We start from the raw sequence: 13,906 nt of genomic DNA, 5'->3' as shown, positions 1-13,906 counted from the left end.
ATCGCACTATCTGTAGCACCATTAAGCGCTTCCAAGACAAACCATGCGGAGACCAGCCATGTCGCATTTGACGGCCAATGATCTTAAAACCAAAGGGGTGGCCGCCATCGAGGCCATGCTGGCCGAGCATACCGAGGCGATTGTTTCGGTAAGAGGCAAGGATCGCTTCGTGGTGATGGATATCGCGCAATATCACTATTTGCGCGAGTGCGAACTGGATGCCGCGCTGGCTGAAACGCGCGCCGATCTGGCGGCAGGGCGGTTTGTACAGGAGTCGCCGGAGGAACATGTGGCGCGGGTGAAATCCGGCGCATGAGCTATCGGTTGATTTTTACCGCGCAATACGTAAAACGCGCCGCGCGTTTTCTCAAGCGGCATCCCGAGCTGGAAAAGCAGTATCTCAAGACCCTGCAACTGCTCGAACTGAATCCCCACCACCCTTCATTGCGCCTGCATCCCTTGAGCGGCAAGCTGCAGGCCCTCCATTCCGTCTCCATCAATCTTTCCTACCGCATTACGCTGGAACTGCTGATTCAGGATGAGCAGATTATCCCGGTGAATGTGGGCGACCACGATGCGGTGTATTGATCGGGTGCGGTAAAATAGCGCCACCCGCAACCCCTTGCCGTCGCCCCGACGGCCTGATGCCGCGGGCCAACACGGAATACTGCGCATGTTGCGACTGACTGAAATCAAGCTCCCCCTCGACCATTCGGAAAGCGCCCTCAAGGCCGCCATTCTCGAACGCCTGGCCATCGCCGAGGACGACCTGGTCGCCTGGACCGTCGCGCGGCGCGGCTTCGACGCCCGCAAGCGCGGGGCGATCGCGCTGGTGTATTCGCTCGACGTGGAAGCCAGGAACGAAAAAGCGATCCTCAAGCGCCTCAAGGGCGACAAGCATCTCGCGCCTACCCCGGACACCAGCTACCGTTTCGTGGCCCAGGCGCCCGCCGAACTGAATTCGCGCCCGGTGGTGATCGGCATGGGGCCGGCCGGGCTGTTCGCCGCCCTGATCCTGGCGCAGTCGGGCTTCCGCCCGATCGTGCTGGAGCGCGGCAAGGCGGTGCGCGAGCGCACCAAGGACACCTTCGGCCTGTGGCGCCAGGGCAAGCTCGACCCGGAGTCCAACGTGCAGTTCGGCGAAGGCGGCGCCGGCACTTTTTCCGACGGCAAGCTGCATAGCCAGATCAAGGACCCGCTGCACCACGGCAGGAAAGTGCTCACCGAATTCGTCAAGGCCGGCGCGCCGCCCGAAATCCTTTACGTCAGCAAGCCGCACATCGGCACGTTCCGGCTGGTGAGCATGGTGGAAAAAATGCGCGCCACCATCCAGGAACTGGGCGGCGAAATCCGCTTCCAGAGCCGGGTGGAGGATATCGAGATCGAGGATGGGCAGGTGCGCGGCGTGGTGCTGGCCGACGGCGAACGCATCGCCAGCGACCACGTGGTGCTGGCCGTGGGCCACAGCGCGCGCGACACCTTCCGCATGCTCTACCGGCGCGGCGTCTACATCGAAGCCAAACCATTCTCCATCGGCTTCCGCATCGAACACCCGCAGGCGCTCATCGACAGTTGCCGTTTCGGCAGCGACGCCGGCAACCCGGTGCTGGGCGCAGCCGATTACAAGCTGGTGCACCACTGCAAGAACGGCCGCTCGGTCTACAGCTTCTGCATGTGCCCCGGCGGCCAAGTGGTGGCGGCGGCGTCGGAGGAGGGCGGCGTGGTCACCAACGGCATGAGCCAGTACTCGCGCAGCGAGCGCAACGCCAACAGCGGGATTGTGGTCGGCATCACGCCCGAGGACTACCCCGGCAACCCGCTGGCCGGGATGGAATTCCAGCGCCAGTGGGAAGCGCGCGCCTTCGAACTGGGCGGCCGGGATTATTGCGCCCCGGGACAGCTGGTGGGCGATTTCCTCGCCGGGCGTCCCTCCACCGCCTTCGGCGCGGTGCAGCCGTCGTACACCCCCGGCGTGCATTTGTGCGACCTGAGCAGCGCCCTGCCGGATTACGTCATCGCGGCGATGCGCGAGGCCATCCCCGCCTTCGACAAGCAGATCAGGGGCTTCGCCATGCACGACGCGGTGCTGACCGGAGTCGAAACGCGCACCTCCTCGCCCATCCGCATCAAGCGCAACAACGACGACTTCCAGAGCCTGAACACGCGCGGGCTCTACCCGGCCGGCGAGGGCGCGGGCTACGCGGGCGGCATCCTTTCCGCCGCGGTGGACGGCATCAAGGTGGCCGAGGCCGTGGCCCTGAGCATGGTCGGCCAGGCCGCTCCCTGATCGCTCCGATGTGCTTTCCGGTCGGGGCAAACATGGCGCCCGATGGTGCAGCCGCACCAGCCCGGTGCATGGCGGGCCGGACCAGCCCGCGCGGAATAATCCATATCCGGTTGATATCAATCAATTTATCCGACTGGCACGCAATGTGCTCATGTCTCTTCAGACACCGGGCGTGGCAGGGGCGCACCCTTTCAGGCCGCGCCCGGTTGTTCACTGAAATGTGGCAAGCAGTTGCGTCTATAGCGCACTGTACACTTTAGGCACGCTAGGGTTCCGGTCCTGTGAAACAGGGCGCTGGTCCGAGAGCGCGCCGGCCTCGCTGGAGGTTACACGGAGGGATAAAAGCCCGGGAGAGAGCGTAACTGCTTTCCCGCTGACATTTACCCAAAAGGAGCCGACCATGCACTTCACCCTCAAATCCCTGAATACCTTCATCGCAACAGGTTCCCTGCTGCTTGCCGCCAGCTTGACGCCGCTCGCCGCCCAGGCAGCCACGTCCGTCAAGATCGGCACCACCATGTGGGTGGGCTACGGGCCGTTCTTCGTGGCCGAAGCCAAGGATTTCTACAAGAAACACGACCTCAAGGTTTCGCTGCAGGTGTTCACCGACCCGGCGCTGATCCCGACGGCGATGGCCGGCGGATCGGTCGACGGCGCCCTGCTGACCTACGACCAGGTGATCGGCACGGTGGCCAAGGGCATGGCGCACAGGGTGGTGATGCCGGTGGACTACTCCGCCGGCGGCGACGCCATTGCCGCCACCAGCGACGTGACCAAAGTCAGCGACTTCAAGGGCAAGAAAATCGGCTTCAATCCGCTTTCTCCCTCCGATTTCCTGCTGTCCTACGCGCTGCAGAAAAACGGCCTGGCGGAGAAAGACATCCAGGTCGTGCCGATGACGCCGGAAGACGTGCCCGCCGCCATGGCCTCGGGCGGCATCAAAATCGGCGTGACCTACGAGCCGAGCCTGTCGCAGGTGCTGAGCCAGGGCGGCGGCAAGAAATTCCACGTGGTGTTCTCGTCCAAGGACGCGCCCGGCCTGATCGCCGACGTGCTGGTGTTCGACCAGAAATACATCAAGGCGCATCCCAAGGAGATCAAAGGCATCATCGAGGCCTACGTGGAAGCCCTGGCGTACATGAAGAGCCACGCCGACGAGTCCGCCGCCATCATCGGCAAGACCATGGGCGTGTCGGCCAAGGAAGCCAAAGCGCAACTGACCGGGGTCTACAACATCCCCCTCAAGGAAATGCCCAAGGCTTTCGTGAAATCCCCTGAAACCACCTCCTACTTCACCAGCGGCGACGTGATCGGCAAGCTGCTCAAGAGCAAGGGCCAGATCAAGGCCATCCCGGCAACCGAAGCCACCATCGACGACCAGTTCGTCAAGGCGCTGGCCAAGTAACCACCATGCGCCACGCCCGGATAACGGGCGCGGCGCATGCTTGAGGAGACGCTCATGCTGGTTAGACTTTTCCGCCATGCCGACGGCGTGTTGCCGAATAGCGCCGCCATTGCCTACACGCTTGCGGGCTATCTTGGCGGCATCGCGCTGCTGGGGTTTGCCGCGCTTCCGGGCAAGATCGTCGGAACGCTGTTGCTGGCCCACGCCCTGATTCTGGCTGGCTACCTGTTCCACGAATTCGCGCACCACGCCATTTTCCAGTCCGCCGCCGCAAACACCCGCTGGGGCACGCTGATGACCTGGATCAACGGCTCGTGCTATGCCCGCTTCGCCGATCTGCGGCGCAAGCACGTGCGCCACCACGTCGACCGTGCCGATGTCATCAGCTTCGATTTCAAACATTTTCTATGGCGCTCGCCGGTCTGGTTCCGCAATCTGGTGCTGGCGCTGGAATGGGCCTACATACCGGCGGTGGAACTGATCATGCACGCCTATGTGATGGCGCTGCCCTTCATCGCCAGCGAAAAACGCCCGCAGCGGGCGCGCGTCTCGGCCGTCATCGCGCTGCGTGTAACGGGCTTCGCCCTGCTCGGCTGGGCTTCGCCAATCGGCCTGCTCGGCTATGCGCTTGCCTACATGATCATGCTGCAGGTGCTGCGTTTCGCCGACGCTTACCAGCACACCTATGACGCCTTTGCCCTGCTTGAGGGCGGCGACATCCCTGCCGACAAAGTGCGCGACCACGCCTACGAGCAGCGCAACACCTACTCCAATCTGGTGTCGGAGGGGCATCCGCTGCTGAATCTGCTGCTGCTCAATTTTTCCTATCACAACGCCCATCACGAGCGCCCGATCGAACCCTGGTATCGCCTGCCGCGCCTGCACCGGGAACTGTTTCCCGCCGCCTTTGTGCAGGTGCTGCCGATGCGCAAACTGCTGGCCGCCTACCACCGCTATCGCGTCAGACGCATACTTTCGGACGATTATGGCGAAGTTCCAGAGACGCCCTTCGGACGGCTCGACGCCAGCGGATTCTATGGCGCAGTCGGCGTTTCCTTCCTGACGGCGGTTTAAGCGATGAATACGTATACCGCTGCAGCCCGGCCCCCGCTCCGCCACAGCCTCGCCGTCACCACGCTGCTGGGCGGCGCGGTGGTGTGGGGGCTGTTCTGGTGGCCGCTCAAGACGCTTGCTGCGGCAGGCATCCAGGGCAGTTTCATCCAGGTCATTGCCTTTGGCCTGCCGGCGCTGGTCCTCGCCCCGCTGGCCTGGCGCAACCGGGACGAGTGGCAGGGACGCCTCGGCCTGCTGGCCGGCATCGCCCTGCTGGGCGGCTGGGCCAACGCCTCCTTCGCCACGGCGCTGACCTACGGCAGCGTGGTGCGGGTCATGTTGCTGTTCTATCTCGCCCCGGTGTGGACCGTTCTGGCCGCGCGACTGTTTCTCGGCGAACCGATCACCCGGCTGCGCCTGGCCGCGCTGGGCCTGGCCATGAGCGGACTGTTCGCCACGCTGGGCGGGCCGGAGATATTCACCGCGGCACTGTCCGGCACCGACCTGCTGGCCCTGTCCTCGGGCCTCGCCTTCGCCCTCAACAACGTGGTGGTCCGCGCGGGTCACGGCCTGCCCGAAGCCGTCCGCTCGACGGCGGTGTTCGCCGGCTGCGCGCTGTTTGCCGCCGGGTTCATGGCCTGGCAGAGCGCGCCCCTGCCCGAGCTGAGCGGCGCCCAGGCGGCGGCGCTGGCCGCCCTGGCCTTGCTGTGGGTGCTGCCCGGCACGCTCGCCACGTTTTACGGCGTGGCCCGCCTCCAAGCCGGCAAGGCAGCCATCCTGCTGCTGGCCGAACTGGTGGTGGGGGTGTTTTCCGCCATGCTGATCGGCGGCGAAATCCTGTCCTTGCAGGAAGCCCTCGGCGGCAGCCTGATTCTCGCCGCGGCGGTCATCGAGGCGCGCACCGAATCACCGGGCGGAGAGGAAACCGCATGAGCCAGGTACTGCGCCTGCGGCCGCTGCTGACCGCCACCCACCGTTACGACAAGTCCCTGTCCACGCGCGGCCGCGGCCAGGGGCAGATCATCGAGGCGCCCATCCTCGCCTACCTGATCGAGACGACCAACGGCCGCATCCTTTACGACGTGGGCTGCGACTACGCCAAGATTGCGGACCCGCTCGCCCGCGCACGCCACTACGACCCGCAAAGCTTCGCCTTCGGCCCGCCAGAGATGCAGGAGGAACAACGCCTGCCGCACCACCTGGCGCGTCTCGGCTTGGTGCCGGCCGACGTGGACGTGGTGTTCGTCGGCCACCTCCATTTCGACCACGCCGGCGGCCTGTGCGACGTGTGCGGCACGGAAGTGCACGTGCAGCACGACGAAATGGAAGCCGCGAAAACCGGTGCCGATGCGGCCTATTTCGCCGACGATTTCAGCGGCGCCTACCCGTGGAAGATCCAGCACGGCGAATACGACCTGCTGCCCGGCGTGCGCGCCGTCGCCTCGCCGGGCCATACCGCCGGCCACATGTCGCTGTGGATCGAGCTGCCCAAGGGGCCGCCGGTGATCCTGTGCGGCGACGCCGCCGACCTGAGCGAAAACATCGAGCAGGAAATCGCCCCCGGCCTGTGCTGGCAGGAGCGCGACGACCTGGCGCTGGCCAGCATCCGCAAGCTGAAAAAGCTGGCGCGGGAGGAACAGGCGCAGCTCTGGCCCAACCACGACATCCAGTTCTTCCGCACCCTGCGGCAGTTCCCCGAGTTCCACGAATGACCCCGGTACCCGCGCAATACCTCGGCGTCTGGCAACGCCGCCTGCTGGAAACCCCGGCCGCACGGGACACGACCAGCCAGGTCTACTGGCTGCAGACCTCGCTGTGGCACGCCGATCTGCGCATCCCCGCCAAACGCCCCGACTTCGGCCGCATCACCCGGCTCGACCAGTGCAGCGACGGACAACTGGCCTGGCTCGCCAGCCAGCAGAGCTTCGCCGGCATCACCCAGGTCCTGGATACGCGCTGCACTTGGCAGCGCCACGCCGACTACCAGCCCGACAACGGCTGCCGCGACATCGGCCTCATGACCTTCACCGGCGACCGGGTGATCGAAACCGGCGCCGAAGCAGACTACCTGGAAATCTGGCAACACCTGCCCGAGAGCCGCGGCGAATGCGTCGCGCTGCAACTCGAAAGCGAATACGGCACCACAGCCCAGCGCCCGACCTGGCTGCTGTGGGCCGGCGCCTATTTCGTCTACGTCCGCGCCCGCCCGCAGCCACTGCCCGCAGCGGACCACTTCAGTCAGCTGATCGCCAAGTCGCAGCCCTCGCGCAGCCAGTTGCTGGACTGGCTGGATTTCGAAATCAGCTTCGGCCGCCGCAGCGGAACAACCCCCTGGCGCATCGAACGCTCCACCCTGCCTTTCCGCGAAGGCAAGCGCATCGTGCAGCCCGACGGCCTGCAAAGACTGGACAGCCGGACCCTGTTCGAGACGGAGGCGGGTCGCCGCTGGCGGGTTCTGGATGAGAGTTCTGTGCATGTCTAACAATGTCTATGCATGTCTATCTGTTTTTAGATAGAATCGTGTAGAACTTGCTGGAGACAACCTAATGGACCCGATCAACAATCCCTTTTCTCCCGGTGCGGGTGCTCCGCCTCCCGATATGGTCGGGCGCGACCCGCTACTCGAACAGGCGCGCATCCTTCTCGGTCGCGTGAAGCAAAAACGCCCTGAAAAGAGCCTCCTGCTTACAGGGTTGCGCGGGGTGGGCAAAACCGTGCTGCTAAACGAAATCGAGCGGATGGCTAAGGGCGCCGGCTATCAAACGATCCTGCTGGAAGCGCACGAGGATAAGCCGCTGGGCGAACTCATCTATCCGGCGCTACGCAGCCTGCTTTACGAACTTGACCGGGTAGCAGGGGCGGGCAACAAGGTGAAACGCGGGCTGGCAGTTCTACGCAGCTTTATTGGCAGCATCAAGTTAACAATGGGTGATGTGGCGGTAGGGCTGGACATTGAGCCTGCCAAAGGCACAGCCGACAGCGGTGACCTAGAAATCGACCTGCCAAACCTCTTCGTAGCAATCGCCGAAGCGGCGGAAGAGCGTCAGACTGCCGTTGCCATTTTGGTGGACGAAATCCAGTACCTGAACCAAAAGGAGCTGGGCGCCCTCATCATGGCAATGCACAAGATGCAGCAAAAACAATTGCCCTTGGTGTTGCTCGCCGCCGGTTTGCCGATTCTCCCTGGTATGGCCGGAGAGTCGAAGTCGTATGCCGAGCGGCTGTTCAATTTTCCGGACATCGGAGCCTTGTCGGAAACGGATGCTGCAAAGGCATTGCGCGACCCCGCCCGCGACGTGGACGTCGAGTTTCACGATGATGCGTTAAAGGAAGTGTTTCGCCTGACGCATGGCTATCCCTACTTTCTTCAGGAATGGGGATATCAGGCATGGAATATGGCGGCAGCGAGCCCCATTACCTTGCAGACCGTGAAGGATGCAACGCCGGAGGTAATTCGTCGGCTGGACAAGAATTTCTTCCGTGTACGCTTTGACCGGCTGCCCCCTGGAGAAAAAAATTTCCTTCGTGCGATGGCACACCTCGGCGCCGGCAGTCACCGTACAGGCGATATCGCCGCTGCACTGGGGATGTCCGTGAAAGGCATCGGCCCGGTACGTTCAAAGCTCATAAAAAAGGGAATGATTTACAGCCCGGCGCATGGCGACATGGCCTTTACCGTACCGCTATTTGATGAATTCATGGTTCGCGCTATTCCTCAATTCCCACACGACTGAAAGTCACCGAACATCGAGATCAAACCCATTGATCGACAAAACACCACTAAGAAAGATTACCTAGGCTATTAGGTGAGGGTTTTCCCTGAGATCGTTTCCTATCCTCATCCTGTCGCTGGTAGACTTTATAAAAAGGTACTGGTCGCCCCCCTTCAAGGAAAACAAAATTGAGAAAACACCTGTTGCCCCTGGCGATCACCATGCTCGCCACGAACGCCTACGCCTCCTGCGGCTCGGCCTTCTGCTCCGTCAATACCAGCTGGGATACGCAGGGGCTTTCCAATGAAGGGGGACTGTTGGTCGACTTGCGCTATTCCTACGCCAGGGCGGACACCCTTCGCGCGGGCTCATCCAAAATCACCCCGGAGGCGCCGAGCGGCAGCGACGCGGAGATAGAGGACCAGCGCACGATCAACCAGGTGCTCAATCTCAATGCCGAGTACACGATCAACCCGCGCTGGAACATCGCGCTTAGTGTGCCGCTGGTGATACGCGACCATACGCACACTTTCGATTCGTCGATCAGCGGCCCATTCACGCAGCAAGCAACATTCAGCCAAGTGGGTGACATCCGGGTGGTCGGAAAATACAAGTTCGACCTCGGCGGCATGCATTCCGGCAGCGGCATTCGCTTCGGGCTCAAGTTGCCGACCGGGGCCATCAACAAAACCATGACGCCGCCCGATCCGGCCGATCCCGCAACCCCTTACGCGCTGGAGCGTTCTGCCCAGCCGGGGAGCGGCAGTACCGACGCCATTCTGGGCGCCTATTATTTCCACAATCTGCCGGGCGCCGACTGGGGCTGGTTCGTCAGCGGGCAGATACAATCCGCAATCGACACCCGAGACAATTACCGACCGGGAAACGAACTGAGCTTCGACCTCGGAACACACTACGCGATAGCGCCCGGCCTCAACGCCCTGCTGCAACTGAACGTACAGCACCGCGAGCGGGACAGCGGGACCAATGCAAATCCGGCCTCGGGCGGGTATTCGATCAATTTGAGCCCCGGCGCCAGCTATGCGCTAACCCGGCAAACGCAACTCTACGGCCTCGTTCAGGTGGCCCTGAAACAATACGCGAACACGGATCCCGCCGACCCCCTGTCGGGACAACTGACTGCCCCATGGTCGCTCGCCATAGGAATCAGCCACCGGTATTGAGGAGCGACCAGCCCGGTCACTCAAGCCGCCCCCCCCTCTCGACCTTCCCTTTCGACCCTGGGCAGGCGTCGTATATCTGTCCTGCATATCCGCTGTTCGATCAAACCGAGCATTGCCGTAGGCTCCTTCGTGAGCGATTTGGCCATCGGTGGGTTATGCCGATAACTTTTTTCCGGTACAGTTCAAACAGCAGCATTACATCGGCTCTGAAGCCGTCTTAATGAAGGGAGAAGGATCATGAAAGATCTAGTTTGGGGCAAGATACTAAGTGTCGGGGTCGACGAAATCGATGAAGATCACCGTAAGCTGTTAGATATTTTCAATATTCTCAATCATTCCGTAAAAGAAGGGGAATCCCCGGAATATCTTGTGGCGACACTGGAAGAGTTGATCAATTGCACGGTCTGGCATTTCAGCCACGAGGAGCGGCTGATGCTGAAGTATCAGTATCCGGAAATTGCGGAACACAAAACGGAGCACCAGGAATTAATCCAGAGCGCCAAGGAACTGCAGCAGAAGGTCCTTCAGTCGGACAAGACCGTGGCCGATAAACATATCGAATTTTTGGAACACTGGCTAACCGAGCATATCCTCACCACCGATGGGCGATTGGGTTCTTTTCTTTCTGAAGTGATGTAGGCATTCAGCTGACCCTGCGCTCGTTGGAAAGCGTCTGAGCGAGCCAGATGATTGGGAATGCGCTTCGCGCATGGTTGATTGGGTGCCGGGGCCGCCCGGCGAGCGGGTCACTTCTTTTGCTTCGCCAAAAGAAGCGGAATTATGTAGCAACCGCACAAAACATTATGTATCAGCATGTTACGAGTTTGCTTGCTAGGGTGCTGGACGCATGGGTGCGTAGCGATGTTCACGCCTAAGGCTCTCGGTTCTTAATTGCTTCTGTTTTCTTATGAGAAAAATATAGAGTGGATGCGTATTTCCACGGGGCCTCTGGGTGGCAACCGGCTAGGGAAGTTAGAGTACCCCATTACTTTGCTTTGACGCTTGTTTTGCCCAACCCATCCAGGACTTCACGGCGTCTATTTTCTTGATTGGCTCGTGACAAAATAAGATCAGCAGGAACCAAAGTAAGAATAACTGTCCATGCTTGCCAAAGCGTGAGTGCAACAAGTAGTGCATAACTCAATCCCCTCCACTCTGAAATATAAGCATGGGCAAAGTCTGCCCTCTTTAAGAGTGGTGCAGAAACGCCGACCAGTAAAACAATACAAAGTACAGCCGTCGAATTAACCGCAGGGGAAAGGAGTATGCCGATATTGTTTTGTGACTTTGCTTGCCCGCCTCCGTTCGGCGGGCTTAGGCTGAGACGGAGTCGCTCTGGATAAACAATGGCGAGCCAAGCGCCGACAACGGCAAAGATGATTGCCGACGTTGTCCGCAAAGCTTCAAACAAGGGCCATTGTTCTGAAAATGGAACGTTCTGCCCGTAAAGGTAGCCGCCAGCAACTGCCGATGCCCAAAGAATAAACAACAAAACGACAGTAACAGTTCTCACGATGGAACTACGGCCAAAATATGATTTTTGTTGTTCAACACGGCATCGATCAATGACTCTGAATTCACGACCTCAGGATTGTCGCGCTCAATGTTTAATTCGAACTCTTTCCTGGCAAATGTATGGCTAACCCAGTGTATATTTTGATCGCCTGAAATCCTTACTCCAAAGTCATCCCATGCGCTCTCTGTGTTTTCTTCCCATGATAAAAAAAGATTGTTGATATCTTCTACTGTTGGATGAAATGGAATGTCATAACTAATATGCGGTTCAATCGGAAGTGCTTGAGGTGCAGATAGATTGGCCTGTCGTAAGAGTTTTTGCCAGAGTGAGAGGTGCTCGCTCTCTGATAAATTCAGGGTTTCCTTCCGAACAATTTTCGTAATTCTGTGGAGATTGTCGAGCATAAATTGCTTCTGACCGGGGTTACGTAACAACTCAGTTCTGAATCGTGCGTATGCATGCCGAGGGTCGTCTCCTGTCGCATTGATATAACCAAGGATTGGGTAATCGGATTCTGGCTCAGGGTCGCCTACAACAACATGTCTTCCATGACATTCCATGAATTTGTTGACGTAAGCACGAAAGGGTTTTTGCGCTGTGTAGGGATGTTGGAAACGGATACTCGCAAAAATATTTCTTGTAGGAATGACCCAAAAATATGTGGCGTAGCCAGGAATGCTTCCTTCAGCGATGCCGTTCATGTGAATTTCCGCTTCACCAACATTCGACTCGCCCTGAACTGAAGCCACTTGCCCGTCAGTGGATGCCGTTTCGTTCCACGTAGTGATTAGCCAAGTTCCTTGCTTTGTCTCAATATCCAGCAGAAAAGTGTTACCGCTGGAGTCGGATTCAATGACCTCACTGACTTTGGTCTCGATCAGTTTTTTTCCGGCACTCCATGCCTGCAAATCTTCAAGAACTTCCTGAACAGATCCAAATAATGAGGTTTCATCACCACGTGCGAAGTAAGCACATTGAGTTATTTTGTAGAAACTAACATGCGCTTTTTCAATGCTCATTTTTTGTTGGAATCCCTTGAAAAAAGCAGAATTATGACATGAGAGATAGATTGTACTTTTGGTATTTTTGACGCTGTTCTTCAAATACTGATTAGGCGTGAGTCACCGCAAAACGGCTCCGGCGATCTTGTTCCTGGTGGTGCGCCACTACGACAGCCTCTCCATTCTCGCGATGATCGCAACCACGTCCGCGTCGGTCAGCCCTGTGTGGTGGTCGACCAAATGCAGATTGGCATAATTACCAGCTTCGCCTTCCCTACCTGCGAACAGTTCAGAAATGTCGTCTAGAGCCAGCCACGGCCCGGTATGGTTATGGGCGTCTAGCCACCTTTGTATTTCCACATCCCGCCGACCATAGAAGCCTTCGGCTTCAAGGTTTGGCGTAGCGCCGACAAATCGGTGCGCCAAGTCCTCGCCGCCGCCCTGAGTCACGAGCGTTACCATTTCATCCAACTTGTAGAGGTCGCGCCAAGAGGTAGAGAAAACGACTTCAACATCGGGGCAGGTACGCAATATTTCCCATAACGCCGAGGCGCGGGAAAACAGCGGCTCGTCAATACCGCCCACGCACCGGATAGGGTGCAATACGCCATCGAAATCAAGGAAGAGAATCATGACTTGTTTTCTCTTCTCAGACGCCGCACTTCGGCTGCCAGCATGGCAAGCACAACTTCCAGATCCCACTTGCCGGCATAGAAGGTTGCGCCTTCCGTCAGTTTGTCCGCGAACTCAAGGGCGTCTTCAATGGTCTTTTTGTTTTCACTACTCATCTTTCCTCTCCCCCGCTCACTTCAATAGAAAAAAGGCGTGACGCCCAAGGCTTCGCCCGAACCCCAGCGTGTCAGCGCTGCGCACACCGCTATGAGGTGATGGATGTTCGGCTCGCCTTCGCCTTTAAGGCCCAATTTGTAAATGGAATTGCTTGTGACCAGTACGTTGCGTTGCAAGTCGATTTGTCGCACCCGGCTGGTAATCCAAGCGTGCCCAAGGATTCTGCTGTCACCCAGCAGCATGATTCTCCTTTGGTTAATAAGTAGGCCCTCCATGGTGATTAACCGCCAGTCGTCAATCGTGTCTTTCTCGTGATCGGTAAAAATATCGGTCTGCAGTTCCTCAATTTCGGCAGCAGTCGTCAGGTGCAGTTCGATTTCATCACGCCTTTTTGTGATAATGCTATCCAGCGAGGTGGGGAATATCTCAGATATGTGTCTAATCTCATCGTCACTCATTTTGTCCACTCCCGGTATCCTTGGTTGCGTCCATCCAGGCCAGCCAGCCCAGCCGGTTGGCCTTCGCATCATCGAGCGCATGGTGCCGGCGCAGTCCGTCCGCAAAAGCTTTTTCCATGGCATCGTCAAAGACCGCGCTGAAGGACAGCACCTCCGGCTTGCCGTCGAGATTGGCCGGCCATGTGCCTGTGACATAAAAAATCTTCTGTATCCACGGCCAGTCCCATGAAATCGAGTCGGTCGCAAGCTTTACCGGCTGTTCGAAGTCTTCGAGCCAAGCACCAAGGCGCAGGGTCAGTTCGTACATGGTCATGAGCGCCTCGCTGCCTTCCAGATGCGGCAAGACGGCTTCGTGGACGAAGGCGCAGCAATCAGCGGCCCGGTAGGTGTCGGACATTTCCGCATAGAATTCCCGCCCGTCCTCGCTCACCAGACCGATGCTGATAAGGCGTGGGTCAATGCCTAACTCGGTGAATTCGGTGTCGAAGAAAATCAGCATG

General features: G+C 59.1%; 17 protein-coding genes and 1 riboswitch. Of the genes, 11 read left to right on the top strand and 6 right to left on the bottom strand.

Annotated elements, in window-relative coordinates:
- The first annotated feature begins 58 nt into the window (after positions 1-58).
- From SKTS_RS01005 to SKTS_RS00955, 11 genes are all read left to right on the top strand, one after another.
- The gene (locus SKTS_RS01005; RefSeq protein ID WP_173059041.1) at positions 59-316 is read left to right on the top strand and encodes a type II toxin-antitoxin system Phd/YefM family antitoxin; all 258 of its coding nucleotides are present in this window, start codon (positions 59-61) and stop codon (positions 314-316) included.
- Entirely contained in the window at positions 313-588 is a 276-nt protein-coding gene (locus SKTS_RS01000; protein WP_173059038.1) for a type II toxin-antitoxin system RelE/ParE family toxin, read from the top strand. The genes SKTS_RS01005 and SKTS_RS01000 overlap by 4 nt, the downstream gene beginning before the upstream one ends.
- Before the next feature lie 85 nt (positions 589-673).
- Positions 674-2,287, top strand: a complete 1,614-nt coding sequence (locus tag SKTS_RS00995) for an NAD(P)/FAD-dependent oxidoreductase (protein ID WP_173059035.1) — start codon at positions 674-676, stop codon at positions 2,285-2,287.
- Between the two features lie 254 nt (positions 2,288-2,541).
- Positions 2,542-2,642, top strand: a riboswitch (guanidine-I (ykkC/yxkD leader).
- Positions 2,643-2,687: 45 nt separating this feature from the next.
- Entirely contained in the window at positions 2,688-3,692 is a 1,005-nt protein-coding gene (locus SKTS_RS00990) for an ABC transporter substrate-binding protein (RefSeq protein WP_173059033.1), read from the top strand.
- Positions 3,693-3,746: 54 nt separating this feature from the next.
- Entirely contained in the window at positions 3,747-4,766 is a 1,020-nt protein-coding gene (locus tag SKTS_RS00985; RefSeq protein WP_173059030.1) for a fatty acid desaturase, read from the top strand.
- A 3-nt stretch (positions 4,767-4,769) separates the two neighbouring features.
- Positions 4,770-5,678, top strand: a complete 909-nt coding sequence (locus SKTS_RS00980) for a DMT family transporter (RefSeq protein ID WP_173059027.1) — start codon at positions 4,770-4,772, stop codon at positions 5,676-5,678.
- The gene (locus SKTS_RS00975; protein WP_173059024.1) at positions 5,675-6,457 is read left to right on the top strand and encodes an N-acyl homoserine lactonase family protein; all 783 of its coding nucleotides are present in this window, start codon (positions 5,675-5,677) and stop codon (positions 6,455-6,457) included. The genes SKTS_RS00980 and SKTS_RS00975 overlap by 4 nt, the downstream gene beginning before the upstream one ends.
- Positions 6,454-7,227 (top strand): hypothetical protein, encoded by a 774-nt coding sequence (locus tag SKTS_RS00970; RefSeq protein ID WP_173059021.1) that lies wholly within the window; start codon positions 6,454-6,456, stop codon positions 7,225-7,227. Before SKTS_RS00975 ends, SKTS_RS00970 begins: the two co-directional genes overlap by 4 nt.
- 64 nt (positions 7,228-7,291) lie before the next feature.
- Positions 7,292-8,479: an ATP-binding protein gene (locus SKTS_RS00965; protein ID WP_173059018.1), complete on the top strand. Its 1,188-nt coding sequence runs from the start codon at positions 7,292-7,294 to the stop codon at positions 8,477-8,479.
- Positions 8,480-8,646: 167 nt separating this feature from the next.
- Positions 8,647-9,642, top strand: a complete 996-nt coding sequence (locus SKTS_RS00960) for a transporter (protein ID WP_173059015.1) — start codon at positions 8,647-8,649, stop codon at positions 9,640-9,642.
- 237 nt (positions 9,643-9,879) lie between these two features.
- Positions 9,880-10,281, top strand: a complete 402-nt coding sequence (locus SKTS_RS00955) for a bacteriohemerythrin (protein ID WP_173059012.1) — start codon at positions 9,880-9,882, stop codon at positions 10,279-10,281.
- Between the two features lie 346 nt (positions 10,282-10,627).
- On the opposite strand, the gene SKTS_RS18870 is transcribed toward SKTS_RS00955, so the two are convergent.
- The 6 genes from SKTS_RS18870 to SKTS_RS00925 all read right to left on the bottom strand — a co-directional run bounded on the left by SKTS_RS18870 (position 10,628) and on the right by SKTS_RS00925 (position 13,905).
- Complete coding sequence (locus tag SKTS_RS18870) at positions 10,628-11,155, bottom strand: hypothetical protein (protein WP_244617405.1); 528 nt, start codon at positions 11,153-11,155, stop codon at positions 10,628-10,630.
- Positions 11,152-12,177, bottom strand: a complete 1,026-nt coding sequence (locus tag SKTS_RS00945; RefSeq protein WP_173059007.1) for a hypothetical protein — start codon at positions 12,175-12,177, stop codon at positions 11,152-11,154. The genes SKTS_RS18870 and SKTS_RS00945 overlap by 4 nt, the downstream gene beginning before the upstream one ends.
- Positions 12,178-12,324: 147 nt before the next feature.
- Positions 12,325-12,792: an HAD domain-containing protein gene (locus tag SKTS_RS00940; protein WP_173059004.1), complete on the bottom strand. Its 468-nt coding sequence runs from the start codon at positions 12,790-12,792 to the stop codon at positions 12,325-12,327.
- A complete protein-coding gene (locus SKTS_RS00935; protein ID WP_173059000.1) occupies positions 12,789-12,947 on the bottom strand; it encodes a hypothetical protein in 159 nt (52 codons plus the stop codon). Before SKTS_RS00935 ends, SKTS_RS00940 begins: the two co-directional genes overlap by 4 nt.
- A gap of 21 nt (positions 12,948-12,968) precedes the next feature.
- Positions 12,969-13,406, bottom strand: a complete 438-nt coding sequence (locus SKTS_RS00930; protein WP_173058997.1) for a hypothetical protein — start codon at positions 13,404-13,406, stop codon at positions 12,969-12,971.
- Complete coding sequence (locus SKTS_RS00925; protein WP_173058994.1) at positions 13,399-13,905, bottom strand: 3'-5' exonuclease family protein; 507 nt, start codon at positions 13,903-13,905, stop codon at positions 13,399-13,401. Before SKTS_RS00925 ends, SKTS_RS00930 begins: the two co-directional genes overlap by 8 nt.
- Position 13,906 lies beyond the last annotated feature (1 nt).

Source organism: Sulfurimicrobium lacus (assembly GCF_011764585.1).
Classification (GTDB): domain Bacteria; phylum Pseudomonadota; class Gammaproteobacteria; order Burkholderiales; family Sulfuricellaceae; genus Sulfurimicrobium; species Sulfurimicrobium lacus.
Note: the sequence above shows the minus strand (reverse complement) of the source record. Positions and strands in the feature narration are given on the sequence as shown.

Bases quoted from the DNA above. Each gene is read 5' to 3' on its own strand.
- SKTS_RS00980 (WP_173059027.1), top strand. From the start codon at position 4,770: ATGAATACGTATACCGCTGCAGCCCGGCCCCCGCTCCGCCACAGCCTC.
- SKTS_RS00955 (WP_173059012.1), top strand. From the start codon at position 9,880: ATGAAAGATCTAGTTTGGGGCAAGATACTAAGTGTCGGGGTCGACGAA.
- SKTS_RS00995 (WP_173059035.1), top strand. From the start codon at position 674: ATGTTGCGACTGACTGAAATCAAGCTCCCCCTCGACCATTCGGAAAGC.
- SKTS_RS00945 (WP_173059007.1), bottom strand. From the start codon at position 12,177: ATGAGCATTGAAAAAGCGCATGTTAGTTTCTACAAAATAACTCAATGT.
- SKTS_RS00965 (WP_173059018.1), top strand. From the start codon at position 7,292: ATGGACCCGATCAACAATCCCTTTTCTCCCGGTGCGGGTGCTCCGCCT.
- SKTS_RS00930 (WP_173058997.1), bottom strand. From the start codon at position 13,406: ATGAGTGACGATGAGATTAGACACATATCTGAGATATTCCCCACCTCG.
- SKTS_RS00925 (WP_173058994.1), bottom strand. From the start codon at position 13,905: ATGCTGATTTTCTTCGACACCGAATTCACCGAGTTAGGCATTGACCCA.
- SKTS_RS00990 (WP_173059033.1), top strand. From the start codon at position 2,688: ATGCACTTCACCCTCAAATCCCTGAATACCTTCATCGCAACAGGTTCC.
- SKTS_RS01000 (WP_173059038.1), top strand. From the start codon at position 313: ATGAGCTATCGGTTGATTTTTACCGCGCAATACGTAAAACGCGCCGCG.
- SKTS_RS01005 (WP_173059041.1), top strand. From the start codon at position 59: ATGTCGCATTTGACGGCCAATGATCTTAAAACCAAAGGGGTGGCCGCC.
- SKTS_RS00970 (WP_173059021.1), top strand. From the start codon at position 6,454: ATGACCCCGGTACCCGCGCAATACCTCGGCGTCTGGCAACGCCGCCTG.
- SKTS_RS00940 (WP_173059004.1), bottom strand. From the start codon at position 12,792: ATGATTCTCTTCCTTGATTTCGATGGCGTATTGCACCCTATCCGGTGC.
- SKTS_RS00985 (WP_173059030.1), top strand. From the start codon at position 3,747: ATGCTGGTTAGACTTTTCCGCCATGCCGACGGCGTGTTGCCGAATAGC.
- SKTS_RS00935 (WP_173059000.1), bottom strand. From the start codon at position 12,947: ATGAGTAGTGAAAACAAAAAGACCATTGAAGACGCCCTTGAGTTCGCG.
- SKTS_RS00975 (WP_173059024.1), top strand. From the start codon at position 5,675: ATGAGCCAGGTACTGCGCCTGCGGCCGCTGCTGACCGCCACCCACCGT.